The following is a 23,559-nucleotide window of genomic DNA, read 5'->3' as shown; positions in this document are numbered from 1 at the left end:
GGGGTGAGGGGAGGAAAAGGCTCACTCCACCCGCGGTGCCGCTTCCAGCAGTTCCGGGCTGGCCTGGTCCGCGTAGATTTTGAAATTCTCGTGGAACAGGCGGGCCAGCTTGCGGGCCGTCTCCTGATAGGCCTGCTGGTCCTGCCAGGTGTTGGAAGGCACCAGCACCTCGTCCGGTACGTTGGGGCAGGAAACCGGAATATGCACCCCGAAGATGGGGTCCGGTACCGTCTCCACCTGGTCCAGGGAGCCGTCATGGATGGCGTCGATGATGGCCCGGGTGTGGGCGATGCTCATGCGCTTGCCGACCCCGTAGGGACCGCCGCTCCAGCCGGTGTTCACCATCCACACGCCCACGTCATGCTTGCGGATGCGTTCCGCCAGCAGTTCCGCATAGCGGGTCGGGTGCCAGACCAGGAAGGGAGCGCCGAAGCAGGCGGAGAAGGTGGCCTCCGGCTCGGTCACGCCCACTTCAGTGCCCGCCACCTTGGCGGTGTAGCCACTGATGAAGTGGTACATGGCCTGGGCCGGGGTCAGGCGACTGACCGGCGGCAGCACGCTGAAGGCGTCACAGGTGAGGAAGATCACGTTGCTCGGGTGTCCCCCGGTGCAGGGGATCTTGGCATTGGGGATGAATTCCACCGGGTAGGAGCAGCGGGTGTTTTCGGTGATGCTGCCGTCCTCGTAGTTCACTTCCCGGGTATCCTGGTCGTAGACCACGTTTTCCAGCACGGCACCGAAACGGATGGCATTGAAGATTTCCGGCTCCGCTTTCGGGTCCAGGCTGATGGCCTTGGCGTAGCAGCCGCCTTCGATGTTGAAAACCCCCTCGTCACTCCAGCAGTGCTCGTCGTCACCGATCAGGGCGCGCTCGGGATCGGCCGAAAGGGTGGTCTTGCCGGTGCCGGACAGGCCGAAGAAGATGGAAACGTCACCGTCCTTGCCCTCGTTGGCGGAACAGTGCATGGAGAGCACGTTCTGCTTGGGCATGATGTAGTTCATGATGGTGAACACGCCCTTCTTCATTTCGCCAGCGTATTCGGTGCCCAGGATCACGAACTCGCGGCGATCAAAGCACAGGCTCACGCTGGTGCTGTTCTTCACGCCGGGGATGCCGGTGTCGGCGGCGGCGCGGCCGGCGTTGTAGATCACGTAGTCCGGCTCGCCGTAGTTTTCCAGTTCTTCCGCGGTGGGGCGGATCAGCATGTTCTGCATGAACAGGGCGTGGTAGGCCCGCTCGCAGATCACCCGGATGCGGATGCGATAGCGGGGGTCCCAGCCGGCAAAGCCGTCGATGACATACAGGCGGCTGCAGGTATTGAGATGGTCCACCGCCTGGGTGCGCAGGCTGTCGAAACTGCCGGGTTCCAGGCCTACGTTGACGGAGCCCCACCAGACATCGTCGTTGATGTGATCATGCTGGACCACACGCTTGTCCTTGGGGCTACGGCCGGTTTTTGCGCCGGACTTGGCGATGAGGGCACCGGTGGAGGAGATGGCGGAGCCGTGCTCGTGGGCCAGGGCCCCTTCATAAAGGACTGCCGGGGAGGGGTTGCGCAGCACCTTTGCCACGTTGATGCCATGTTGCTGAAGGCTGAAAGTCATGTTGCGGGTGTTCCTGTGGGGAGGAGAGAGCTGAACTACAAGAGATTATTCAGTTGTAATGCGCAAAACAACAGCAGTCCGGGAATTTTGGAATATTTCCTTGATTGATCTCATTGGGTATAACGGACGATTCCGTCCATTGCCGGAAATGATGTGAGACACCGCTCCGATTACGCCTATTCCGACCAGCCCATCAACTGGCGCATCCTTGCCAGCCTGCTGCCCTATCTGATGGAGTTCCGGGGGCGGGTGGCCTTGGCCGTGCTCTTTCTTACCCTGGCCAAGCTGGCCAACGTGGCAGTGCCGGTGGCCCTCAAGTACATCGTGGACCACTTCGATCCCTCGGCGGAAGCGGCCCTGGTGGCCATTCCCCTGGGGTTATTGCTGGCCTATGGTCTGTTGCGGTTCGGCTCGGTGTTCTTCGGCGAGCTGCGGGATGCCGTCTTCGCCCGGGTGGCGGAGCGGGCCATGCGGCGGGTTTCCCTGCGGGTGTTCGAGCATCTGCACCGGATGGACCTGGGGTTTCACCTGTCCCGGCGCACCGGCGGCCTGACCCGGGACATCGAACGGGGCACCACCGGTATCAGCTTCCTGCTGCGCTTCACCGTCTTCAACATCATCCCCACCCTGCTGGAGATCGCCATGGTGGCGGTGATCCTGATGCTCATCCTGAGTCCGGGTTTTGCCGTGACCATGGTGTTGTCGGTGGGCATCTACGTGATCTTTTCCATCTTCGTGACCGAGTGGCGCAACCGCTTCGTGCGCGAGGCCAACCAGATGGACAACCGCTCCAACACCCGTGCCGTGGACAGTCTGCTCAACTATGAAACGGTGAAATACTTCGGCAACGAGGCCTTCGAGGCCCGGCGCTATGACGCGGATCTGGAATCCTGGGAATCGGCGCGGATGAAGAATCGCCTGTCCCTGGCGGCGCTCAACTCCGGCCAGGCCCTGATCATTGCCGGTGGCATCACGGTCATGATGATCATGGCGTCCTCCCGGGTGGCTGCCGGAGAGATGACGGTGGGGGATCTGGTGATGGTCAACGCCTACATGATCCAGCTGTTCATCCCGCTGAACTTCCTGGGCTTTGTGTACCGGGAGATCCGCGAATCCCTGATCAACATCGAGCGCCTGTTCGGCCTCATGGATCAGTCGCCCAGGGTGGTGGATCGCCCCGGGGCGGGCGCGCTGGTGGCCGATGGCGGAGAGATCCGGTTCACGGACGTCTGTTTCGGCTACGGCCCGGATCGGCGGATTCTGGACCGGGTGAGCTTTCATGTACCCGCCGGGCACAAGGTGGCCATCGTCGGCGCCAGCGGTGCCGGCAAGTCCACCCTGGCCCGTCTGCTGTTCCGGTTCTACGACGTGGACCGGGGCAGTATCTGCATCCATGGGCAGGATATCCGGGACGTGACCCAGGACAGCCTGCGGGCGGCCATCGGCGTGGTGCCCCAGGATACGGTGCTGTTCAACGACAGCATCCGTTACAACATTGCCTACGGGTGTCCCGGTGCCACGGAGGCCGCCGTGCGGCGGGCCGCCCATCTGGCCCACCTGGAAGACTTCATTGCCCGTCTGCCCCAGGGGTACGACACCGTGGTGGGGGAGCGGGGACTCAAACTCTCCGGCGGCGAGAAACAGCGCATCGCCATTGCCCGGGTGATCCTCAAGGACCCGCCCATTCTGATCCTTGACGAGGCCACCTCATCCCTGGACTCCCATTCGGAGCAGGCCATTATGGGTGCATTGAAGGAGATTGCCCGGGAGCGTACCACCCTGGCCATTGCCCATCGGCTCTCTACCATTCAGGATGCGGATCACATCATCGTGCTGGACCAGGGGCAGGTGGTGGAGCAGGGCACCCATGATGTCCTCCTGGCCCGGCAGGGGGTCTATGCCGGACTCTGGCAGAGCCAGTTGCGGCAATCCGTGAAATAGGTCCGAACCGGGTACCCTGTCGATGGTCTAGACTCATGGAACGGTCAGGCAACGCCTGTGCCGTCGATCCCAGTGAATAAGGAGGTGACCATGAGTCAACGCGAAGCTCACATCGAAAAGCTCAAGGCCAGACTGGATGAATGGAATGCGGAGATCCACAAGCTGGAAGCCAAGGCCCAGGCTGCCCAGGCGGACATGAAGATCCAGTACGAGGAACAGCTCGCGGCCATGCGGGAGCAGCGGGACAAGGCCCGCGAGAGAATGCACGAGCTGCAGGATGCCAGCGAGGATGCCTGGGAACACATGCGTGAAGGCATGGAGTCGGCCTGGGAAAGCATGTCGAAGGCCTTCAAGGACGCCGTGAATCGTTTCCGGTAGGGGACGCTCCGATCCGATAGGGTAAGTTCCGACGGCAGTGAAGTTCCGACGAAGCTTCTCGCAGGCACTCCCATGCCTCTGTCGTCATTCCCACCCTTCTGTCCTCACGCCCGTCCCTCTCTGTCGTCACACCCACTCTCTTTCGCCCCTCACCCTGCCGTCACTCCCGCGAAAGCGGGAGTCCAGGGGGTTCTACAGGCACTGGATTCCCGCTGATGCGGGAATGACAGACTCGGGTCAGCCGGGGCATCCGGCGGTCAGGGCAGCTTCACTTCCAGCGGCGGCTGCCAGTCGGGGGCACGGTGCTCGGCCGTCACGGTGGTATACACACCACCACGTACGTTGAATTCCGCCGTCAGACGCATGAAGCGGGGCGCCGTGGCCGCCACCAGATCGCCGAGGATGAGGTTGGTCACCGCCTCGTGAAAGGCACCTTCATCCCTGAATGACCACACATACATCTTCAGAGACTTGAGTTCCACGCACCGTTCGTCAGGCACATATTCAAGTCGCAGTTCGGCAAAGTCCGGCTGGCCGGTCTTGGGGCAGAGGCAGGTGAACTCCGGCACCCGGATGCGAATGGTATAATCCCGATCCTTTTGTGGATTTTCAAAGGTTTCCAGGGTCTTGCTGGGCTGGCTCGACATGCTGTTCGATATCCGATCATCAGTGGTTGGTACAGCCTGATATTCTACGCCCTTGCACCAATGTGCCGGAACCCGTCTACCGTACTGGGAATAATCGCCTCTCGATGCGACTGAGCAAGATCAAACTGGCCGGCTTCAAATCCTTCGTCGATCCCACCACCATCCTGCTGCCCAGCAACCGGGTGGGCGTCGTGGGACCGAATGGCTGCGGCAAGTCCAATACCATCGATGCCGTGCGCTGGGTGATGGGGGAGTCCTCCGCCCGCTATCTGCGCGGCGACTCCATGGAAGACGTCATTTTCAATGGCTCCTCCACCCGTCAACCCGTCGGTCAGGCCTCCATCGAACTGGTATTCGACAACAGTCAGGGGGTGCTGGGGGGGCAGTACGCCCAGTACGCCGAGATCTCCATCAGACGCCGCGTCTCCCGGGACGGCCAGTCCCAGTATTTTCTCAACGGCACCCGCTGCCGGCGGCGGGACATCACCGACATTTTCCTGGGCACCGGACTGGGGCCCCGCAGTTACGCCATCATCGAGCAGGGGATGATCTCCCGCATCATCGAGGCCCGGCCGGAAGAGTTGCGGGTCTACCTGGAAGAGGCCGCGGGCATCTCGAAGTACAAGGAACGGCGACGGGAAACCGAAACCCGCATCCGCCATACCCGCGAGAACCTCGAACGCCTGCAGGATCTGCGCGACGAGGTGGACAAGCAGCTGCGCCACCTGCAGCGCCAGGCGGACGTGGCTGAGCGCTACAAGGCCTGGCGGGATGAAGAACGCCGTCTCAAGGCGGAGCTGATGGCCCTGCGCTTCAGGGATCTGGAGACGGAGTCCGGGCACCGGGAGCAGGAACTGCGGGCGCAGGAAACCCGCCTGGAGGCCACGGTGGCCCGGCAGCGGCAGCTGGAAGCCGGGCTGGAGCAGGACCGGGAGGCCCTGGTGGATGCCAACGAGACCTTCAATGAAGTCCAGGGACGCTACTACCGCCTGGGCAGCGAAATCTCCCGCACCGAACAGTCCATCCAGCATCACCGGGAACTGCGGGAACGGCAGTCCCGGGAGCTTGAGCAGGTGCGGGACGGCCTGGCCCAGACCCGGAGCCACATCCAGGATGACGAAGCCCGCCTGGTGGAGGTGCTGACCGAACTGGAATCCCTGGAGCCGGAGCATGCCGTGGGCAGCGAGGCCCTGGAAGAGATCGGTGAACGGCTGTTGCAGGCGGAGCAGGCCATGGTGGCCTGGCAGGGCCGCTGGGAAGCCTTCAACCGGCGGGCGGCCGAGCCCAGCCAGGCGGCCCAGGTGGAGCGGACCCGCATGGAACAACTGGAACGCCAGATCCACGCCCTGGATGAGCGTCTGTCCCGTCTCACCCAGGAGCGGGAAACCCTGTCCACGGATGCCCTGCGTGCCGAGATCCGGACACTGGAGGACCAGTCCGTGCTGGCCCATGCCCGGGTGGAAACCCTGGACGAGGCCCTGCAGTCGGCTCGCGACCGGATTCATGACAACCGGGAACAGACCCGTCTGCATCAGGGCCAGGTGGATGAACTGCGCCGCCGCATCCAGTCCCTGGGCGGTCGTCTGGCCTCCCTGGAGGCCCTGCAGCAGGCGGCCCTGGGCAAGCAGACCGCCTCGGTGATGGGCTGGCTCAAGAGGCAGGGACTGGCGGATGCCCCCCGTCTGGGAGAAGGGCTGGACGTGACGCCCGGCTGGGAAAAGGCCGTGGAGACGGTGCTGGGCCAGTTCCTGGAGGCGATCTGCGTGCCGGCCCTGGATCCGGTGGCCCAGGTCTGCGGCTCCCTGGAACAGGGGGATCTGCTGGCCTGGGAAACCGGCGATATCACCGGCGCCGGCGATGCCCCGACCCCGGACCGGCTGGCGGACCGGGTGCGCGGCCCCGTCCCGCTGCTCGACCTGCTGGCGGATGTGCATGTCGCCACGGACCTTGCGACCGCCCTGGCCCTGCGCCCTCGCTTGGGTCCCGGGGAATCCGTGATCACCCCGGAGGGGATCTGGATGGGGCGGCGCTGGCTCAGAGTGGCCCGGGACCGGGACGAACATGCGGGCCTGATCGGCAGGGACCGGGAACTGCGGCAACTTAAGGAAGAGATGCAGGCCCTGCAGGAGACACTGGAGACCCGCCAGCAGGATCTGGAAGAGGGGCGTGAAGGCCTGCGCGAGCTGGAGGCCGGGCGTGACCAGGCCCAGGTGGAACTGAACCAGGCCCACCGGACCGCCAGTGAGCTGGATGCCCAGCTCAGCAACCGCCGCACCCGCCTGGAACAGGTGGAGACCCGCATGCAGCGGGTGGAAGGCGAGATCACCGAGGTGCGTGCCCAGCGCCTGCAGGAGCAGGAAGCCCTGCAGCAGGCCACCCGTCGCCGCAACGAGGCCGTCACGCAGATGGAGGTACTGGCCCGGGAACGGGAGTCCCTGGAACGGGACCGGGATGGCCTGCGCCGTGACCTGGACATGATCAGGACCGAGGCCCAGGCCCGCCGGGAGGCGGTGCATCGCATGGCCCTGAAGCTGCAGACCCTGCGGGCCGCCCGGGATGCCACCCGTCAGGCCCTGGAGCGCCTGCAGGGACAGTCCGGCCAGCTGCAGGCCCGTCTGGAAGACCTGCAGACCGCCCTGGACGATGCCGAGGCCCCCATCGGCGAGCTGGAAGACACCCTGGCCACCCTGGTGGAAGACCGCATGGACGTGGAACACGCCCTGGGCGAGGCCCGTGCCGGGGTCCAGTCCCTGGAGGCAGAGATGCGGGACAAGGACCGGCATCGCCTGGAGGCCGAGCGGGAGACGGAAGCCCTGCGCGGCCGTCTTGATGAATTGCGCATGGCTTGGCAGGAGATTAAGGTGCGCAGACAGACGGTCCTGGAACAGTTGCAGGAGACCGGCTTCACCCTGGCCGCGCTGCTCCCGGAACTGGACCCGGAGGCCACGGTGGCGGACCGTCAGCGTCAGGTGGATGAGCTGGGGCAGCGCATTGCGCGTCTGGGGCCCATCAATCTGGCGGCCATTGATGAATACAAGACCCAGATCGAGCGAAAGACCTATCTGGATGCCCAGTTCAATGACCTGACGCAGGCCCTGGAGACCCTGGAAAATGCCATTCAGCGCATCGACCGGGAGACCCGGAGCCGTTTTCGCGATACCTTTGAACGGGTGAACGGACGGCTGGGGGAGATGTTCCCCCGGCTGTTCGGCGGCGGGCAGGCCCACCTGGAGATGACCGGGGATGATCTGCTGTCCACCGGGATCGCGGTGATGGCCCGTCCGCCGGGCAAGCGTCTGTCCACCATTCACCTCATGTCCGGTGGCGAAAAGGCGCTCACGGCCGTGGCCCTGGTGTTTGCCATCTTCGAGCTGAACCCGGCGCCGTTCTGTATGCTGGACGAGGTGGACGCCCCCCTGGATGAAGCCAACGTGGGGCGCTTCTGTGCATTGGTGCGGGAGATGTCGGAACGGGTACAGTTCATCTTCATCACCCACAACAAGACAACCATGGAGCTGGCCGATCAACTGGTGGGCGTGACCATGCGGGAACCGGGGGTCTCCCGTCTGGTGACCGTGGACGTGGAAGAAGCCGCCCAGATGGCCACTGCCTGAGACACAACCAAAGAAGGACCCGGGAGATGGATACGTTGCGCTGGATTCTGTTGATACTGGGAATCATGATTCTTGTCGGCATCTATCTGGCCGGCCGCATGCGGGCGCCCAGGCGACGGCGGGAGCCGCCCCGGGAAAAGCTGGAGCCGGATGAGCTGGAGCATGTGCACATCCGCGCCGATGATGGCTTCCAGGACCCGCCCCGCGGTGGAGATGAACTGGAAGAGCTGAGGGATCTGGTGGTGGAAGAGGTCCGTGACCGGCCCGTGGCCATGACCGTGAAGAAGGCCGCGCCCTCCATGCAGGCCCGGGAGGAAAAGACGGCCCTGTCCACCGGCAAGACCTCCGGCGCCGGTCTGCTGGGGCGGCTGCCGAAGATCCCCGGGCTGGGCGGGGTGACGGACGCCCATCCACCGGCCAGGGAGCGCACGAAGGCAGGGCCGGCGACCGTTTCGGTCGAACCCGCGGAATCCATCGAGGCAATGGAGCCTCCGGCGCCGGCTTCACCGGAGCCGGTCGAGCGTCCCGGGACACCGGATGTGCCGCAGGAAAAGCTGGTGGTGCTGCACGTGGTGGCCGGCGAGGACGACCGTTTCCTCGGCGTGGACCTGGCCACCGCCCTGACCGCGGAGGGGATGGAGTTCGGCGACATGAACATCTATCACTATCTGGTGACGGCCGGCCGGCGCCAGTTGCCGGTCTTCAGTCTGGCCAACATGCTCAATCCGGGCACGTTCGATCCCCAGTTCATGGATGAATTCACCACTCCGGGGGTGACCCTGTTCCTGCAGCTGCCGGGACCCTGCGATGGGGTGGAGAGCTTCGATGCCATGTACCACTGTGCCGAAGGTCTGGCGGAGCGTCTCAAGGGGCAGGTGCTGGACGCCTCCCGCAGTGCCCTGACCCGCCAGGGCAGCGAGCATATCCGCGAGGATATCCGCCGCTGGCAGCTGCGCGCGGGCCTGGGATCGGCGGGGCGATAACGGACTTTCCTGCCCATGTCTGCTTCCATTCCCGATACCGTCCGCGACAGGGCGCAGGGCCTGCGTGCCCTGATTGCCCATCATGATCACCACTATTACGTCCTGGATGCTCCCGAGATCCCGGATGCGGCCTATGATGCGCTGATGCAGGAACTGCGCGCCCTGGAGGCCGAGTATCCGGCGCTTGTCACGCCCGACTCGCCCACCCAGCGGGTGGGCGGGAGCCGCCTGGAGGCCTTTCCCGAAGCGGTCCATCTGCTGCCCATGCTGTCCCTGGACAATGCCTTCGAGGAGGCCGATGTGCTGGCCTTTGATCGCCGCGTGCGGGAACGGCTGGAACTGGAAGGGGAGGCCCCGGTGGAATATGCCGTCGAACCCAAACTGGACGGTCTGGCGGTCAGCCTGATCTATGAGGATGGCCTGCTGGTGCGGGGCGCGACCCGGGGCGACGGCACCACCGGCGAGGATGTCACCTCCAATATCCGCACCCTGCGCGCCATTCCCCTGCGCCTGCGGGGCGGCGGTCATCCCCGGCTTCTGGAAGTCCGCGGGGAGGTCTACATGGAAAAGGCCCGCTTCGAGGCCCTCAACGCCCTGGCCCGGGAGCGGGGGGAAAAGGTCTTCGTCAACCCCCGCAATGCCGCCGCCGGCAGCCTGCGCCAGCTGGACCCCGAGATCACCGCCCGGCGTCCCCTGAGTTTCTTTGCCTACGGCGCCGGGCATGTGGAGGGCGGTGAGATGCCTGACAACCACGGGGCCACCCTGGATCGCCTGGCGGACTGGGGGTTGCGGGTCTGTCCCGAGCGGGATGTGGTCACGGGCGGGGAGGGCTGTCTGGCCTATTACCGGCGCATCGGCGGGTTGCGGGACAATCTCCCCTACGAGATCGACGGCGTGGTGTACAAGGTGAACCGGTTTTACCTGCAGCGGGCCCTGGGGTTTGTCTCCCGCGCTCCGCGCTGGGCCATTGCCCACAAGTATCCCGCCCAGGAACAGATGACCTGGCTGCGGGAAGTGGAATTCCAGGTAGGGCGCACCGGCGCCATCACGCCGGTGGCCCGTCTGGAGCCGGTGTTCGTGGGCGGCGTCACCGTCAGCAATGCCACCCTGCACAACATGGACGAGATCCGGCGCAAGGATGTACACATCGGTGACCGGGTCATCGTCCGCCGGGCCGGTGACGTGATCCCCGAGGTGGTGGCCGTGGTGGCGGCGGACCGGCCGGCGGATGCCTGCCCCATCGTCATGCCCGAGCAATGCCCGGTCTGCGGCTCGGCCATCGAGCGTCCCGAGGGAGAGGCGGTGTCCCGCTGCTCCGGGGGGCTGTACTGCGCCGCCCAGCGACGGGAAGCCATCCGCCATTTTGCTTCCCGCAGGGCCATGGACATCGAGGGGCTGGGTGACAGGCTCATCGAGCAGCTGGTGGAACGGGAACTGGTGGAGCATGTGGATGATCTTTACCGCCTGCAGGCACCCGCCCTGGCAGCCCTGGAACGCATGGGGGAGAAGTCCGCGGCCAATCTCGTCCAGGCCCTGGAACGCAGCCGGCACACCAGTCTGGATCGCTTCATCTTCGCCCTGGGTATCCGCGAGGTCGGCGAAGCCACGGCACGGGCCCTGGCCGCCCACTTCGGCGGTCTGGATGCCCTGATGCAGGCGGACGAGGCGGCCCTGATGGTGGTGCCGGACGTGGGTCCCAAGGTGGCGGCCCATGTGGCCACTTTCTTCCGTCAGCCCCATAACCGGGAAGTGATCCGGCAATTGCGGGAGGCCGGAGTACGCTGGGAGGAACACACCCCCCGCAATGCCGACCACCAGCCCCTGGTGGGCCACACCTATGTACTGACCGGCACCCTGAGCGCCTTTACCCGGGAGGAGGCGGCCGATCGCCTGCGGGCGCTGGGCGCCAGGGTGTCCGGCAGTGTCTCCCGCAAGACCACCGCCGTGATTGCGGGCGAGGCCGCCGGCTCCAAGCTGGAAAAGGCGCGGGAACTCGGGGTTGAAGTCCTGGACGAGGCCGGACTCGTGGCGCTGCTGGAGCGTGCCTCATGATGCTTCTGGTCTTTCACCGGCCCCTCGCATTACACTGGGCACCATGAACCCTTCCACCTTGCTGGGCATGGTCGGCGGTGTGGTGCTGCTGGCCAGCGTGATCGCCTTTACCTCCCAGGACCTGGGCGTATTCCTCAATCTGCCCGGTCTGGGCATCGTGGTGGGTGGCACCATCGCCGCCACCCTGCTCAGCTATCCCCTCCATGAAGTGGTGCGGGTATTCCGGGTGTTTCTGCTGGTGCTGCGCAATGAGCGCTATTTCTTCCGGGAGGACATGGAAGAGATCGTCGAGGTGTCCAGGCTCTGGTTCAGCGGCAAGCTGGCGGCGGTGGACAGCCGGCTCGACGGGATTCGCAACCCGTTCCTGCGTACCGGAGTGCAGCTGGTCATCGACGGCACCCCCATGGAGGACATCAACGACCTGCTGCAATGGCGCATGAGCCAGCTGCGCAGGCGGGAGCATGCCGAGGCCCAGATCTTCCGCACCATGGCCATGTATGCCCCCGCCTTCGGCATGCTGGGCACCCTGATTGGCCTGATCAACATGTTGCTGGCCACTGACACCAATGACTTTGCGGTGATCGCGGTGAACCTGGGGGTGGCCCTCATCACCACCTTCTACGGACTGATCCTGGCCAACCTGGTCTTCAAGCCCATTGCCATCAAGCTGGAGCGGCGCACGGAAGAGCGCATGATCCTGATGAACATGGTGCTGGAAGGGGTCACGCTGATGCGCAAGGGGCGTTCACCGGCCTATATCCGGGAAACACTCAAGTCCTTCATGGCCCATCATCAGGACGATCTGAGGATGAAGGAGGAACGTCGTGACCCAGCCTCTCCAAAGGCCGGCACAGCCCGCCCCCGCTGATGCGGTTACGGATAATAAGGACGGCAGCGAGGGTCAGGACCTGCAGAGGCAGTTGCTTCAGGATGAACTGGAGGCGGCCCCGCACTTTCCCCCACCCTGGTCACAGGATGCCGACACGGAACCATCCTCTGCCCGGGATGATGATCAGTCATGGCTGCTGATCTATGTGGATCTGCTGACCCTGGTCCTGGTGCTGTTCGTGATCCTCCTGGCCTATACCACCGTGGATGCGGAAAGCCATCTCAAGCTGGTGGATTCCCTGGCGGTGGAACTGGGATATCCCCGTCAGGAAACCATCGTGCCCCCCATTGTGGAGGCCATCCCTCCAGCCCCTTCCCCCGGCAAGGCGGAGCGTCTGGCCCAGGATCTGACCGAATCCCTGGCCGAGAGCGGTGGTCTGGAGGACGTGGATGTGCTGACCACGCCGGGACAGGTGGAACTGAGAATGCGTGAAGGCATCCTGTTTGCCAGTGGCCGGGCGGAATTGCTGGGGGAGGGGGTGGCGCTGCTCAGTCGTCTGGCCCCCATCTTCGGGCCCGAGGTGGCGCGGGTGAGCGTGGAGGGACATACGGACAATGTACCCATCGCCACCGAGCGTTTCCCCTCCAACTGGGAGCTATCCGTGGCCCGGGCCACGGTGGTGGTGCGCCACCTGATCAGTGAGGGGGTGGCGCCCGAGCGCCTGCAGGCGGCGGGGTTTGCCGACACGCAGCCGGTGGCGGACAACGACACCCCCCAGGGCAGGGCGCAGAACCGCCGCGTGTCCCTGGTCCTGCAAATGGCGCCTGACGGGCTTCCCGATCCGCAATGACCGGCGTGGTGAGGCGGCCGGATCAGCCGGATCCGGAGCGCCCTCCAGGCGCCCTGTCGTGAACCGCGATCACCAGTCCAGGTCGTTCAGACCCGGATCGTTTTCGTCGAAGGCATCCTCCAGCTGACGCTTCAGGGCCTTGCGCTCCAGGAGCAGTTCCAGGGAACGGCGCGCCGAAAGACGCGCGGAGCTATCGGATTCCTTCCAGTCAACGCTGTCGTCTTCATCATCCGCCAGAAGGGAATCGGGGGCCCTTGCCATGCTGTCGTGTCTCCACATTGTTGTGATTTACGACGCCTTATAAACCTTGTGCAGAAAACTGCAACAAGATTTTTTTTATCAGGGGATCTGAGGCAATAGATGGGGCAGGGCAATAAAAAAGCCCGGCCCGCTGATCAGGCGGAACCGGGCTTTGGTCGGTCCGGCGAGGGCCGGACACGGTCCTTACATGCCGCGACGGCGTGGTTTTCCAGGCCGGTCCATACCGGGCTTGCCCGGTTTGCCCCCCGGCTTTCTCGGGCCTGCGCCGCGGGGCGGCTTGCCGCCGGGACCACCGGGACCGCGACGGTCACGGAAACCGCCGCCAAAACCACCGGTCTCTTCGTGGCCGTCGGCCGGTGCCAGGTTCAGGCGCTGTCCGCACACCCAGACCTGCTTCAGGTGTTGCAGCACCTCCCGGGGCAGGTCGGCCGGCAGGTCCACGGTGGAAGACTCCGGGCCGATGTTGATGCGGCCGATGTGCTGGTTGTCCAGTCCCGCCTCGTTGGCGATGGCACCCACCAGGTTGCCGGGCTTGAGGCCATGGACATGGCCCACGTTGACCCGGTAGCTCTGCATGCCGGTATCTTCCCCGCCGCGTCCGGCGCCCCTGGGGGCGCGACGCGGGCCGGCATCCCGTTCCCGGGGGGCGCGTTCCCGCGTCATGGGGCCACGCTCCCGCTCCTGCTCCATGGCGCGGGGGGCGGGGTTTGAGCGTTCATCCAGCAGGAGGGGGGAGTCCCCCTGGGCCATGTGGGCCAGGGCGGAGGCCACTTCCTGGGGGTCGGCGTCATGTTCCTGGACGTATTCCGCCACCAGATTCTGGAAGAAGGACAGATCCTCGCCCACCAGGGTGTCGGTGATGGTCTGCTTGAAACGCTCGATACGGCGCTCGTTCACATCCCGGGCGGAGGGCATGTGCATGGGTTCGATGGGCTGGCGGGTGGCCCGTTCGATGGCCTGCAGCATGCGCTGCTCCCGGGGAGCCACGAACAGGATGGCCTCGCCCTTGCGACCGGCGCGGCCGGTTCGGCCGATGCGGTGGACATAGGACTCGGTATCGTGGGGGATGTCGTAATTGACCACATGGCTGATGCGTTCCACATCCAGGCCGCGGGCGGCCACGTCGGTGGCCACCACGATATCCAGCTGGGCCCGCTTGAGCCGGTCCACGGTACGCTCCCGCAGCTTCTGGGGGATGTCACCGTTCAGGGCCTCGGCGGCGTAACCACGGGCGGTGAGCTTTTCAGCGATCTCCACCGTCTCGGTCTTGGTCCGCACGAATACCATCATGGCCTCGAAGTCCTCATGCTCCAGCAGGCGGGTGAGGGCATCCAGCTTGTGCAGACCGCTGACCCGCCAGTAGCGCTGGCGAATGGTATTGGCGGTGGTGGTGGTGGCGGCGATGCGCACTTCATGGGGCGATTTCAGGTGCTTGCGCGCCACGCGGCGGATCACATCGGGCATGGTGGCGGAGAACAGGGCCAGCTGGCAGCTCTGGGGGGTCTGTTCCAGCACCCATTCCACATCGTCGATGAAGCCCATGCGCAGCATCTCGTCGGCTTCGTCCAGCACCAGGGCGGTCAGGCCCTCCAGGTTCAGGGTGCCCCGGCGCATGTGGTCCATGACCCGGCCGGGGGTGCCCACCACCACCTGGGCGCCCCGGCGCAACTGGCGCAGCTGCACAGTGTAGGACTGGCCGCCATAGATGGGCATGACGTGGAAGTCGGGCAGATGCCGGGCATAGGTCTGGAAGGCTTCTGCCACCTGGATGGCCAGCTCGCGGGTGGGGGCCAGCACCAGGATCTGCGTGTCCTTGCGGCTCAGGTCCAGGCGCGAGAGCAGGGGCAGGGCAAATGCCGCGGTCTTGCCGGTACCGGTCTGGGCCTGACCCAGCAGGTCCTGCCCGGCGAGCAACGGCGGAATGCTCTGGGCCTGAATGGGGGTGGGGACTTCGTAACCGGCCTCGTTCAGGGCGGTCAGGACGGGCTCAATGAGGCCCAGGGCGCGGAAATCGGCCGTATTGGTCTGTACTTGGTTCAAGAGTGTACCTGCGAAAAGCGGATGGGGATGGATGTCGTGATGAAGCGGACATCCGCGCTCCTCGTGGCGGTGGCCGCTTGAAAGGCCGGAGGTGGCATGGGTGTCCTGTTCAAGGCACCGTGCAGCCACGCAGACCTTTTGGGTTTTTCATGGTGCCGGGAGCGAGAATCGAACTCGCACTCTGTTTCCAGAACCGGATTTTGAGTCCGGCGCGTCTACCAGTTCCGCCATCCCGGCAAGGTGGGGATTGCGGATTATAGCGGCCTTGCATGGCTTGTGCCAAGCATATTTTGGCATGGACTGCCGGTATCCCCGGTTGTGTCGATGGCCCCTCTCCACGGTTCCTGCTACCATCGCGCGCCATGCAAGTCAGTGACTTTACCTTTGATCTCCCCCCCGAGCTGATCGCCCAGGCACCATTGCCCGAGCGCAGCGCTTCCCGGTTGCTGCATCTGGATGGCGCCTCCGGCGCGCTGGTCGACCGGCAGGTCCGGGATCTGCCGGACCTGCTGCAGCCGGGCGACCTGCTGGTGTTCAATGACACCCGCGTCATCCCCGCGCGCCTGCATGGCCGCAAGCGGGACTCCGGCGGTCGGGTGGAAGTGCTGGTGGAACGCCTGGAGGACCGGCATCAGGTGCTGGCCCATCTGCGCGCCAGCAAATCCCCCGGTGCCGGGGTCTGGCTGTGGCTGGAAGAGGCGGCCGAGGCCCAGGTGCTGGGCCGGGAGGGTGACCTGTTCCGGCTACGCTTCACCGATCCGGTGCTGGAGGTGCTGGAGCGGCATGGTCACATGCCCTTGCCACCTTATATTGATCGTCCCGATACCCGGGACGACCGCCGGCGCTACCAGACCGTGTTTGCCCGCGCCCCCGGGGCCGTGGCCGCGCCCACGGCCGGTCTGCATTTCGATGAAGCCCTGCTGGAACGGATTCGCGCCCGAGGGGTCGAAACCGCTTCCGTGACCCTGCACGTGGGGGCGGGCACCTTCCAGCCGGTACGGGTGCAGGACATCCGGGAACATGTGATGCACGCCGAATGGGTACAGGTATCGGCACGGACCTGTGACCAGGTGGCGGCCTGCAAGGCCCGGGGCGGCAGGGTGGTGGCGGTGGGCACCACCAGTGTGCGCAGCCTGGAAAGCGCCGCCCGGGGCGGCGCGCTGGCGCCGTTCGAGGGTGATACCCGTTTGTTCATCGTGCCCGGTTACGATTATCGGGTGGTGGACGCCCTGGTGACCAATTTCCATCTGCCCGAATCCACCCTGCTGATGCTGGTGAGTGCCTTTGCCGGCCGGGATCAGGTGCTTGCGGCCTACCGGCACGCGGTGCGCGAGCGTTACCGGTTTTTCAGTTACGGCGATGCCATGTTCATGACCCGCCGGCCCCTTGAACCAACGGAACTCTGATACATGCAGTTTGAATTGATGGCCCGGGACGGGGCCGCGCGCCGCGGGCGCCTGATCTTCGACCGTGGCGTGGTGGATACACCGGCCTTCATGCCCGTGGGCACCTACGGCACGGTCAAGGCCATGACCCCGGAGGAGCTGGAGGGTCTGGGTGCCCAGATCGTCCTGGGCAACACCTTCCATCTCATGCTCCGGCCCGGCACCGAAGTGATCCGGGCCCATGGGGATCTGCATGATTTCATGCACTGGGAGCGACCGATCCTGACGGATTCCGGTGGCTTCCAGGTATTTTCCCTGGCCCAGCTGCGCAAGATCACGGAGGAGGGGGTGCGTTTTGCCTCGCCTGTGGACGGCTCGAAGATCCTGCTCACCCCCGAGCGCTCCATGGAAGTCCAGCGGGCGCTGGGTTCGGACATCGTCATGATCTTCGACGAGTGCACGCCCTATCCCGCCACCGAGGATCAGGCCCGTCACTCCATGGAGCTGTCCCTGCGCTGGGCGGCCCGTTCCCGGACGGCCCACGGCGACAATCCATCGGCCCTGTTCGGCATCGTCCAGGGTGGCATGTATGCCCACCTGCGGCACCGATCCCTGGAGGGATTGATGCAGATCGGCTTTGACGGCTACGCCATTGGCGGGCTGTCGGTGGGTGAGCCGGAGGCGGAGCGCAACCGGGTGCTGGACGGGCTCACCCCGCTGATGCCGGTGGATCGGCCCCGCTATCTGATGGGGGTGGGCAAGCCGGAAGATATCGTCGAGGCGGTGCGCCGGGGGGTGGACATGTTCGACTGCGTCATCCCCACCCGCAATGCCCGCAATGGTTTTCTCTATACCCATGACGGGGTGATGCGGATTCGCAATGCCCGGTTCCGGGATGATACCCTGCCCATCGATCCGGAATGCGACTGCTATACCTGTCGCCACTATTCCCGGGCCTATCTGAAGCATCTGGACAAGTGCAACGAGATCCTGGCCAGTCGTCTGGCTACCCTCCACAACCTGCACTACTACCAGACCCTGATGCGGGAGATGCGCCAGGCCATCGCCGCCGGCACCCTGGAGACGTGGGCCCGTGCCTTCCATGAGCGGCGCGCGCAAACCCCACGGTCTGTGACATAATGGCGCCCTTCAAGAATCCTGAACCGTACTGATTATCCATTCAATTCAAGGAGTCCCGGCCATGAACTTCTTCATTTCCGATGCCTACGCCCAGACCGGGCAGCCCGCCGGCGGTGGTTTCATCGAATTCCTGATCATGATCGTGATCTTCTTTGCGATCATGTACTTCCTCATCATCCGCCCCCAGAGCAAGCGCGCCAAGGAACACAAGTCCATGGTGGACGGCCTGAACAAGGGCGACGAGATCGTCACCAACGGCGGCCTGGTGGGCAAGATCACCCAGGTGACCGAAAACTTCATCAAGGTGGAAGTCTCCGAAGGCGTCGTGGTCAACGTCCAGCGCCAGGCCGTGGCCACCGTAATGCCCAAGGGTTCGATCAAGGACATCTGATCCGGCCTTTCACTTTTAGTCCACATCTGGTCCCGTCATGAACCAATACCCCTACTGGAAGTATCTCCTGATCGTGGTCGTCATGCTGGTGGGCGTGATCTACTCGCTCCCCAACCTGTATCCGGAGGATCCGGTGGTGCAGGTGGCCAACTCCGCCACGGACGTGGTGGATGCAGACACCCGCCTGCAGATCCAGGCCGTACTGGAAGGACGGGGCGTGGAGGTGAAGTCCGCGGAGTTCGACGGGGCCCAGTTCATGCTGCGCTTCAACAGCGCCGATGACCAGTTGCTGGCGGCGGACATCCTGCGCACGGCCCTGCCGGGGAACCATGTGGTGGGGCTGAACCTTGCCCCCGCCACCCCCGGCTGGCTGCGTGCCATCAATGCCCGTCCCATGTCCCTGGGCCTGGACCTGCGGGGTGGAGTCCATTTCCTGATGGAAGTGGACATGGATGCCGTGGCCGACAACATCTATGAGCGCTATACCAGTGAATTCCGTACCCAGTTGCGGGATGCAAGCATTCGTTATCTGAGCGTGGAGCGTGACGCCGACGGCGTGCATGCGCGTTTTGCCGATGCCGGCAGCCGTGACGAGGCCCTGCGGGTGCTGCGTCGGGAATACCGGGGGGACCTGGATTTCCGTACCACCCAGTCCGGCGAAGTGTTCCGTCTCAGCGGCACGGTGACCTCCGACTATCTGTCGGCCCAGCGTCGTCTGGCGCTGCAACAGAACATCACCACCCTGCGCAACCGGGTGGATGAACTGGGCGTGGCGGAACCGGTGATCCAGCAGCAGGGCGAGGACCGCATCGTGGTCCAGTTGCCCGGCGTTCAGGACACCGCCCGGGCCAAGGAAATCCTGGGGGCCACCGCCACCCTGGAATTCCGTCTGGTGGACGAAAGCAACGACCCCTTCACCGCGGCTGAAACCGGACGCTCCCCGGCCAATTCCCGACTCTACTTCGAACGTGACGGCACCCCGGTGCTGTTGCAGCGCCAGGTGATGCTCACCGGCGACTTTATCAATGACGCCTCCTCCGGTATCGCCCAGGACAGCGGCAGCCCGGCGGTGTTCATCAACCTGGACGCCCAGGGGGCCCGCATCTTCAGCCGCGTCACCGGCGAGAACGTGGGCCGTCTGATGGGCGTGGTCTTCATTGAGACCAGCACCGAGACGGTGGAAGAGGACGGTGAACTGATCCGGCGCACCACCCGCACGGAAGAGGTCATCAACGTGGCCCGCATCCAGGAACAGCTGGGCCGCCGTTTCCAGATCACCGGGCTTGAAAGCACCCGCGAGGCCCGCAACCTGGCCCTGTTGCTACGTGCCGGTGCCCTGGCCGCGCCCATGAGCATCGTCGAGGAACGCACCGTCGGCCCGAGCCTGGGACGCGACAACATCGAGCGGGGTTTTGCCTCGGTGGCCATCGGCTTTGTCCTGGTGCTGATCTTCATGGCCCTGTACTACCGGGTGTTCGGCCTGGTGGCCAATGCGGCCCTGACCCTGAATCTGGTCCTGATCGTGGCCATCCTGTCCATGCTCCAGGCCACCCTCACCTTGCCGGGGATTGCCGGCATCGTGCTCACGGTGGGCATGGCGGTGGACGCCAACGTGCTCATCTTCGAACGCATCCGGGAGGAGTTGCGCAACGGCAATTCACCCCAGGCGGCGATCAAGTCCGGTTATGACCGGGCCTTCTCCACCATTGCCGATGCCAACATCACCACCCTGATCGCGGCCCTGGTGCTGTTCATGTTCGGTACCGGTCCCATCAAGGGCTTCGCGGTCACCCTCTCCATCGGCATCCTGGTGTCCATGTTCACGGCCATCGTGGTGACACGGGCCATCATCAACCTGACCTACGGACGTCAGCGTCGCCTCAAGACGCTGGCCATCTGACCCGGGGACGACCATGAAGCTCAACTTTGCCAAGGCCAATATCGATTTTCTGGGGCAGCGCCGTATCGCCCTGGGGGTCTCGCTGGTGCTCATCGTCGCTTCCCTGCTGCTGCTGGGATTCCGCGGCCTGAACTTCGGCATCGACTTCACCGGCGGTACCCTCATCGAGGTGGGCTATCCGGAAGGGGTGGAACTGGAGGAAGTCCGCAATCAACTGGAGGCGGGCGGTTTCGGCCGGGCCACGGTGCAGTACTTCGGCACCTCCCGTGACGTTCTGATCCGGCTCGCGCCCCGCGAGGGCGAGAACACCGCGGAACTGTCCGAGGAAGTGCTTGACGTGCTGCGCAGCGGCGGTCCCGCGGGCGTGGAACTGCGCCGGGTGGAGTTCGTCGGACCCCAGGTGGGAGAGGAACTGCGGGAGCAGGGCGGTCTGGCGATGATCTACGCCCTCATCGGGATTCTCATCTATGTGGCCCTGCGCTTTGAATGGCGTTTCTCGGTGGGGGCGGTAGCCGCCCTGGTCCACGACGTCATCATCACCCTGGGGATTTTCTCCCTGTTCTGGCTGGAATTCGATCTCTCGGTGCTGGCGGCGGTGCTGGCGGTGATCGGTTATTCCCTCAACGACACCATCGTGGTTTATGACCGCATCCGCGAGAACTTCCGCAAGCTGCGCAAGCAGGGGGCGGAGCAGGTGATGAACCTCTCCGTGAACGAGACCCTGGCCCGTACCATCATCACCGGCGTGACCACCCTGCTGGTGTTGCTGGCGCTGTACCTGCTGGGCGGCGCCGTGATCCAGAACTTTGCCCTGGCCCTGATCATCGGCATCGTGGTGGGCACCTACTCATCCATTTATGTGGCGGCGGCCGTTGCCCTGGTGATGGGCGTGGATCGCAGCGTCATGCTGCCGGTGAAGAAGGAAGGGGCGGAACTGGACGAACGGCCGTGAGCCGATAGCCGGGGTTTGCCGTGGGGGATGCCTCTGAAAGCCGGCATATCCCCACGGAACCATTGCCGTGAAGCCAAAGGCCCGGGCGTTGTTGGAACTGATGGCAGAAGATCCCTTCCGCAAGCCGCCTCCGTTTGCGAAGCTCATTGGTGACCTTGCTGGTGCCTATTCACGCCTCCTCAATATCCAGCATCGCCTGGCGTACCAAGTGCTCGAAGACGAGAAAGCGGTAAAGGTCCTCCGCCTCTGGAGCCACTACGAATAATGCATAATCAGTCGCTCAAGGCACGACGATGTTGAGTGATTGAAAAATAGCGGGTGACGGACCACGCTGACAACGGCCTCCGGAAAGGCCGGGTCTGAGTGCGGGCAAAGCATTGAAACAGGGCCAACAATCAGGCTATGTTCATTCAGAAGACACTTGCCAAGGCCCCCCCCTGCATGGCTCCACAGTGGCTGAAGGAACCCGCACAGCCAGTTGCCCTTGCAGGCTCAACCCGATTTTCACCCAAGGAATTGAGGAAACTCGAGCAATTGGTTATTGAAAACAGAGATACTATTTTGGAGGTCTGGAATGGGTACTTTGGCAGTTGAGCTTCACCCTCAAGCTCATAATGTTAGATGCACCGATGTGGCACTTGTCGTCGAGCTTGTGGATGGCCGCACAATCACTGTGCCACTGGTTTGGTTTCCTCGCTTATCCAGTGCTTCGGAAGAACAGTTGAAAAACTGGGAGCTTCTAGGAGATGGAGAAGGAATCCATTGGCCAGATATTGATGAAGACCTGAGTGTTGCAGGTTTATTGGCTGGAGCGCATTGACGGCGGCAGCTAACCAAACGCTGCACCGGACAAGCCGGTGAGCACAGCGTTTTTTACTATGGCAATTCTGCCAGGCAATTACCTGTTTCCCGTCAAGGCCCTGTCAAGACGGTTTCGCGGCCGGCTTTTTGGCCAATCGGTGCCGCCGTCAAAAGCTTGATCAGGTCAGGAGGGCATTGTCGATGGCGCGTCCACCGGCAGCCACCGCCGCGCCGCCCAAGGAAGCGTCCGAGTATTCTTGTCCCCGATGCCGGAAAGGTCGTTTGCATGTCATTGCCGAAATATCGCGTCCTGTCCCATGTCTCACGCTCAAGGCACGACGATGTTAAGTGATTGAAAAATAGCGGGTGACGGAGCAGGCTGACAACGGCCTCCGGAAAGGCCGGGCCTGAGTGCGGGCAAAACATTGAAACCGGGCCAACAATCAGGCTATGTTTATTCAAAACACACTTGCCAAGGACCCCCCAGCATGGCTCCACAGTGGCTGAAGGAACCCGCACAGGTAATCCACACCTGCCAAAGGGCCGCTCATGGCCCGCCTGGCCCGCCGCCAAAAATACAACAATTCCCATTATAAAGATGTGCGGTACATGGCTTGGTCAAACAGGCGTTTATCCGCCATGCTGCGCACAGCGGATAAACGCTTATATTTTATTAACCTTGCAATCATTCATATCTGTATCGCCCGTTGTAAGTTGATGATTTTTTGAAGATTAAAAACGAAGTAAAGTAATTAATTTGATTGCCGGGTTAATATGAGAAGGGAAGCCATTGATAAACAGTCTTTTATCGCGATCAGCGGAACTCGAAAGCAAGCTTTTGGAGTTTTTGTCGCTAACTCCGTTCGATGATTCGGAGAGAATCATGGCCAGCAGGGTAATGTGTAGTGTTGCTTTCGAGCATGCCGAGAGTGCAAAGATGCTGATTTCTGGTGGCAATCTAACGTCTGCTACAGGACTTGTCCGTCTTCAGTATGAAGCTCTGGTCAGGGCCATGTGGCTACTTTATGCCGCGTCTGACGCCGCAGTGTCAAAATTAACCAGTGAATTGACACAGGAAGCGGCTGATAGAGCGAATAAGCTTCCAATGCTCAGCGAAATGCTCGAGAAATTGCAGGGTAAAGCCCCACAGGAACCGGTAAACATGCTATTGGAGTTCAGGGAGTATTCTTGGAAGCCACTTAGTTCTTTTGTACACGGTGGCATTCATGCAATTCATCGCCACAGCAAAGGCTACCCACTTCCTTTGGTAGAGCAGATGGTCAGAATATCCAACGGTGTATCCGTAATGGTAGGCATGTTGTTGGTTATTCTGCATGGGGGTGGTGAGCAGCGTGGCAAAATCCCAAAAATTCAAAGAGAATTCGCGGACTGTCTACCCGAGACAAAATCGCCAATCTCATAACAAATGCAGGCACGCGACGCCCATTATTAACCCGGCAATCAAATAGATCCACATTGTGCTATGATTTGATGCATGAAAAAAGATGATGCCAGAACCCTACACCCTGCGGCGCAGGAAGAGAAGCGCAAGACGGCGGTTCGTCTTTCCGAGAGCGGCTTGAGTCAGCGCGAGATTGCAGAACAGCTGGGCGTTCATTATCAGACGGTAGGCCGCTGGTTGGCAAAGTATCGCGCAGGAGGTGTGGAGTCGTTGCTTCGCCAACAACGAGGTCGCCGTCTGGGTTCTGGTAGACAGCTGGCACCGGATGAAGAAGCCGATCTGCAAGAACTGCTAAGGCAGCACACGCCTGATCAACTGGAAATGCCCT

General features: G+C 63.3%; 20 protein-coding genes, 1 tRNA gene and 1 pseudogene. 17 read left to right on the top strand and 5 right to left on the bottom strand.

Annotated elements, in window-relative coordinates; genetic code table 11:
* Nucleotides 1-21: 21 nt before the first annotated feature.
* Nucleotides 22-1,605, bottom strand: coding sequence for a phosphoenolpyruvate carboxykinase (ATP) (gene pckA, locus CKO35_RS08985; protein WP_200174941.1), 1,584 nt, complete (start codon nucleotides 1,603-1,605; stop codon nucleotides 22-24).
* 153 nt (nucleotides 1,606-1,758) lie between these two features.
* Between pckA and CKO35_RS08980 the strand changes: the two genes are divergently transcribed.
* Nucleotides 1,759-3,546, top strand: a complete 1,788-nt coding sequence (locus CKO35_RS08980; RefSeq protein ID WP_200174939.1) for an ABC transporter transmembrane domain-containing protein — start codon at nucleotides 1,759-1,761, stop codon at nucleotides 3,544-3,546.
* Between the two features lie 90 nt (nucleotides 3,547-3,636).
* Nucleotides 3,637-3,924, top strand: a complete 288-nt coding sequence (locus tag CKO35_RS08975) for a sll1863 family stress response protein (protein WP_200174938.1) — start codon at nucleotides 3,637-3,639, stop codon at nucleotides 3,922-3,924.
* A gap of 257 nt (nucleotides 3,925-4,181) precedes the next feature.
* Here the strand turns inward: CKO35_RS08975 and queF are convergent, their stop codons facing one another.
* Nucleotides 4,182-4,571, bottom strand: a complete 390-nt coding sequence (gene queF / locus CKO35_RS08970) for a preQ(1) synthase (RefSeq protein WP_200174936.1) — start codon at nucleotides 4,569-4,571, stop codon at nucleotides 4,182-4,184.
* A gap of 104 nt (nucleotides 4,572-4,675) precedes the next feature.
* Here queF and smc point away from each other — a divergent pair, with 104 nt between their 5' ends.
* Genes smc through CKO35_RS08945 form a run of 5 tightly spaced genes read left to right on the top strand, consistent with a single transcriptional unit; the run spans nucleotide 4,676 to nucleotide 12,899 of the window.
* Nucleotides 4,676-8,185: a chromosome segregation protein SMC gene (smc, locus tag CKO35_RS08965; protein ID WP_200174934.1), complete on the top strand. Its 3,510-nt coding sequence runs from the start codon at nucleotides 4,676-4,678 to the stop codon at nucleotides 8,183-8,185.
* A gap of 26 nt (nucleotides 8,186-8,211) precedes the next feature.
* A complete protein-coding gene (gene zipA / locus CKO35_RS08960) occupies nucleotides 8,212-9,168 on the top strand; it encodes a cell division protein ZipA (protein WP_200174926.1) in 957 nt (318 codons plus the stop codon).
* Between the two features lie 15 nt (nucleotides 9,169-9,183).
* The gene (gene ligA, locus CKO35_RS08955; protein ID WP_200174924.1) at nucleotides 9,184-11,220 is read left to right on the top strand and encodes an NAD-dependent DNA ligase LigA; all 2,037 of its coding nucleotides are present in this window, start codon (nucleotides 9,184-9,186) and stop codon (nucleotides 11,218-11,220) included.
* Nucleotides 11,221-11,263: 43 nt separating this feature from the next.
* Nucleotides 11,264-12,088, top strand: a complete 825-nt coding sequence (locus CKO35_RS08950) for a motility protein A (protein ID WP_200174913.1) — start codon at nucleotides 11,264-11,266, stop codon at nucleotides 12,086-12,088.
* On the top strand, nucleotides 12,045-12,899 hold the full coding sequence (locus tag CKO35_RS08945; protein ID WP_200174906.1) for an OmpA family protein: 855 nt from the start codon (nucleotides 12,045-12,047) through the stop codon (nucleotides 12,897-12,899). The genes CKO35_RS08950 and CKO35_RS08945 overlap by 44 nt, the downstream gene beginning before the upstream one ends.
* Nucleotides 12,900-12,968: 69 nt before the next feature.
* Here the strand turns inward: CKO35_RS08945 and CKO35_RS08940 are convergent, their stop codons facing one another.
* From CKO35_RS08940 to CKO35_RS08930, 3 genes are all read right to left on the bottom strand, one after another.
* Nucleotides 12,969-13,160: a PA3496 family putative envelope integrity protein gene (locus CKO35_RS08940; RefSeq protein ID WP_200174905.1), complete on the bottom strand. Its 192-nt coding sequence runs from the start codon at nucleotides 13,158-13,160 to the stop codon at nucleotides 12,969-12,971.
* 183 nt (nucleotides 13,161-13,343) lie between these two features.
* Entirely contained in the window at nucleotides 13,344-15,200 is a 1,857-nt protein-coding gene (locus tag CKO35_RS08935) for a DEAD/DEAH box helicase (protein ID WP_200174904.1), read from the bottom strand.
* Between the two features lie 150 nt (nucleotides 15,201-15,350).
* Nucleotides 15,351-15,437, bottom strand: a tRNA-Leu gene (locus CKO35_RS08930).
* 125 nt (nucleotides 15,438-15,562) lie between these two features.
* Between CKO35_RS08930 and queA the strand changes: the two genes are divergently transcribed.
* The 10 genes and pseudogenes from queA to CKO35_RS08875 all read left to right on the top strand — a co-directional run.
* Entirely contained in the window at nucleotides 15,563-16,606 is a 1,044-nt protein-coding gene (gene queA, locus CKO35_RS08925; protein WP_200174900.1) for a tRNA preQ1(34) S-adenosylmethionine ribosyltransferase-isomerase QueA, read from the top strand.
* Nucleotides 16,607-16,609: 3 nt separating this feature from the next.
* Nucleotides 16,610-17,725 carry a tRNA guanosine(34) transglycosylase Tgt gene (tgt, locus tag CKO35_RS08920; RefSeq protein ID WP_200174898.1) on the top strand — a complete coding sequence of 372 codons (1,116 nt, stop codon included), beginning with the start codon at nucleotides 16,610-16,612 and terminating at the stop codon, nucleotides 17,723-17,725.
* A gap of 61 nt (nucleotides 17,726-17,786) precedes the next feature.
* A complete protein-coding gene (yajC, locus tag CKO35_RS08915) occupies nucleotides 17,787-18,116 on the top strand; it encodes a preprotein translocase subunit YajC (RefSeq protein ID WP_200174892.1) in 330 nt (109 codons plus the stop codon).
* A gap of 37 nt (nucleotides 18,117-18,153) precedes the next feature.
* The gene (gene secD / locus CKO35_RS08910; RefSeq protein ID WP_200174890.1) at nucleotides 18,154-20,016 is read left to right on the top strand and encodes a protein translocase subunit SecD; all 1,863 of its coding nucleotides are present in this window, start codon (nucleotides 18,154-18,156) and stop codon (nucleotides 20,014-20,016) included.
* A 13-nt stretch (nucleotides 20,017-20,029) separates the two neighbouring features.
* Entirely contained in the window at nucleotides 20,030-20,968 is a 939-nt protein-coding gene (gene secF / locus CKO35_RS08905; protein ID WP_200174888.1) for a protein translocase subunit SecF, read from the top strand.
* A gap of 67 nt (nucleotides 20,969-21,035) precedes the next feature.
* A pseudogene (locus CKO35_RS08900) lies at nucleotides 21,036-21,233 on the top strand (Txe/YoeB family addiction module toxin); the annotation flags it as partial.
* Nucleotides 21,234-21,542: 309 nt separating this feature from the next.
* Nucleotides 21,543-21,788, top strand: coding sequence for a DUF2442 domain-containing protein (locus CKO35_RS08890; RefSeq protein ID WP_200174884.1), 246 nt, complete (start codon nucleotides 21,543-21,545; stop codon nucleotides 21,786-21,788).
* Nucleotides 21,789-22,318: 530 nt separating this feature from the next.
* Complete coding sequence (locus CKO35_RS08885; protein WP_200174882.1) at nucleotides 22,319-22,498, top strand: hypothetical protein; 180 nt, start codon at nucleotides 22,319-22,321, stop codon at nucleotides 22,496-22,498.
* 154 nt (nucleotides 22,499-22,652) lie between these two features.
* Complete coding sequence (locus CKO35_RS08880) at nucleotides 22,653-23,192, top strand: DUF6988 family protein (protein ID WP_200174880.1); 540 nt, start codon at nucleotides 22,653-22,655, stop codon at nucleotides 23,190-23,192.
* Between the two features lie 72 nt (nucleotides 23,193-23,264).
* A partial coding sequence (locus CKO35_RS08875) for a helix-turn-helix domain-containing protein (RefSeq protein ID WP_200174874.1) occupies nucleotides 23,265-23,559 on the top strand: 295 nt, incomplete at its 3' end.

It is taken from the genome of Ectothiorhodospira shaposhnikovii, assembly GCF_016584105.1.
In the GTDB taxonomy this organism is placed as follows: Bacteria; Pseudomonadota; Gammaproteobacteria; order Ectothiorhodospirales; family Ectothiorhodospiraceae; genus Ectothiorhodospira; species Ectothiorhodospira shaposhnikovii.
The sequence above is the reverse complement of the archived record's forward strand: the minus strand, read 5'-3'. Positions and strand labels throughout refer to the sequence as shown.

Coding starts and splice junctions, on each gene's coding strand:
- pckA (WP_200174941.1), bottom strand. CDS start 1,605: ATGACTTTCAGCCTTCAGCAACATGGCATCAACGTGGCAAAGGTGCTG.
- CKO35_RS08975 (WP_200174938.1), top strand. CDS start 3,637: ATGAGTCAACGCGAAGCTCACATCGAAAAGCTCAAGGCCAGACTGGAT.
- queF (WP_200174936.1), bottom strand. CDS start 4,571: ATGTCGAGCCAGCCCAGCAAGACCCTGGAAACCTTTGAAAATCCACAA.
- smc (WP_200174934.1), top strand. CDS start 4,676: ATGCGACTGAGCAAGATCAAACTGGCCGGCTTCAAATCCTTCGTCGAT.
- zipA (WP_200174926.1), top strand. CDS start 8,212: ATGGATACGTTGCGCTGGATTCTGTTGATACTGGGAATCATGATTCTT.
- ligA (WP_200174924.1), top strand. CDS start 9,184: ATGTCTGCTTCCATTCCCGATACCGTCCGCGACAGGGCGCAGGGCCTG.
- CKO35_RS08950 (WP_200174913.1), top strand. CDS start 11,264: ATGAACCCTTCCACCTTGCTGGGCATGGTCGGCGGTGTGGTGCTGCTG.
- CKO35_RS08940 (WP_200174905.1), bottom strand. CDS start 13,160: ATGGCAAGGGCCCCCGATTCCCTTCTGGCGGATGATGAAGACGACAGC.
- queA (WP_200174900.1), top strand. CDS start 15,563: ATGCAAGTCAGTGACTTTACCTTTGATCTCCCCCCCGAGCTGATCGCC.
- tgt (WP_200174898.1), top strand. CDS start 16,610: ATGCAGTTTGAATTGATGGCCCGGGACGGGGCCGCGCGCCGCGGGCGC.
- yajC (WP_200174892.1), top strand. CDS start 17,787: ATGAACTTCTTCATTTCCGATGCCTACGCCCAGACCGGGCAGCCCGCC.
- secD (WP_200174890.1), top strand. CDS start 18,154: ATGAACCAATACCCCTACTGGAAGTATCTCCTGATCGTGGTCGTCATG.
- secF (WP_200174888.1), top strand. CDS start 20,030: ATGAAGCTCAACTTTGCCAAGGCCAATATCGATTTTCTGGGGCAGCGC.
- CKO35_RS08890 (WP_200174884.1), top strand. CDS start 21,543: ATGGGTACTTTGGCAGTTGAGCTTCACCCTCAAGCTCATAATGTTAGA.
- CKO35_RS08885 (WP_200174882.1), top strand. CDS start 22,319: ATGGCCCGCCTGGCCCGCCGCCAAAAATACAACAATTCCCATTATAAA.
- CKO35_RS08880 (WP_200174880.1), top strand. CDS start 22,653: ATGGCCAGCAGGGTAATGTGTAGTGTTGCTTTCGAGCATGCCGAGAGT.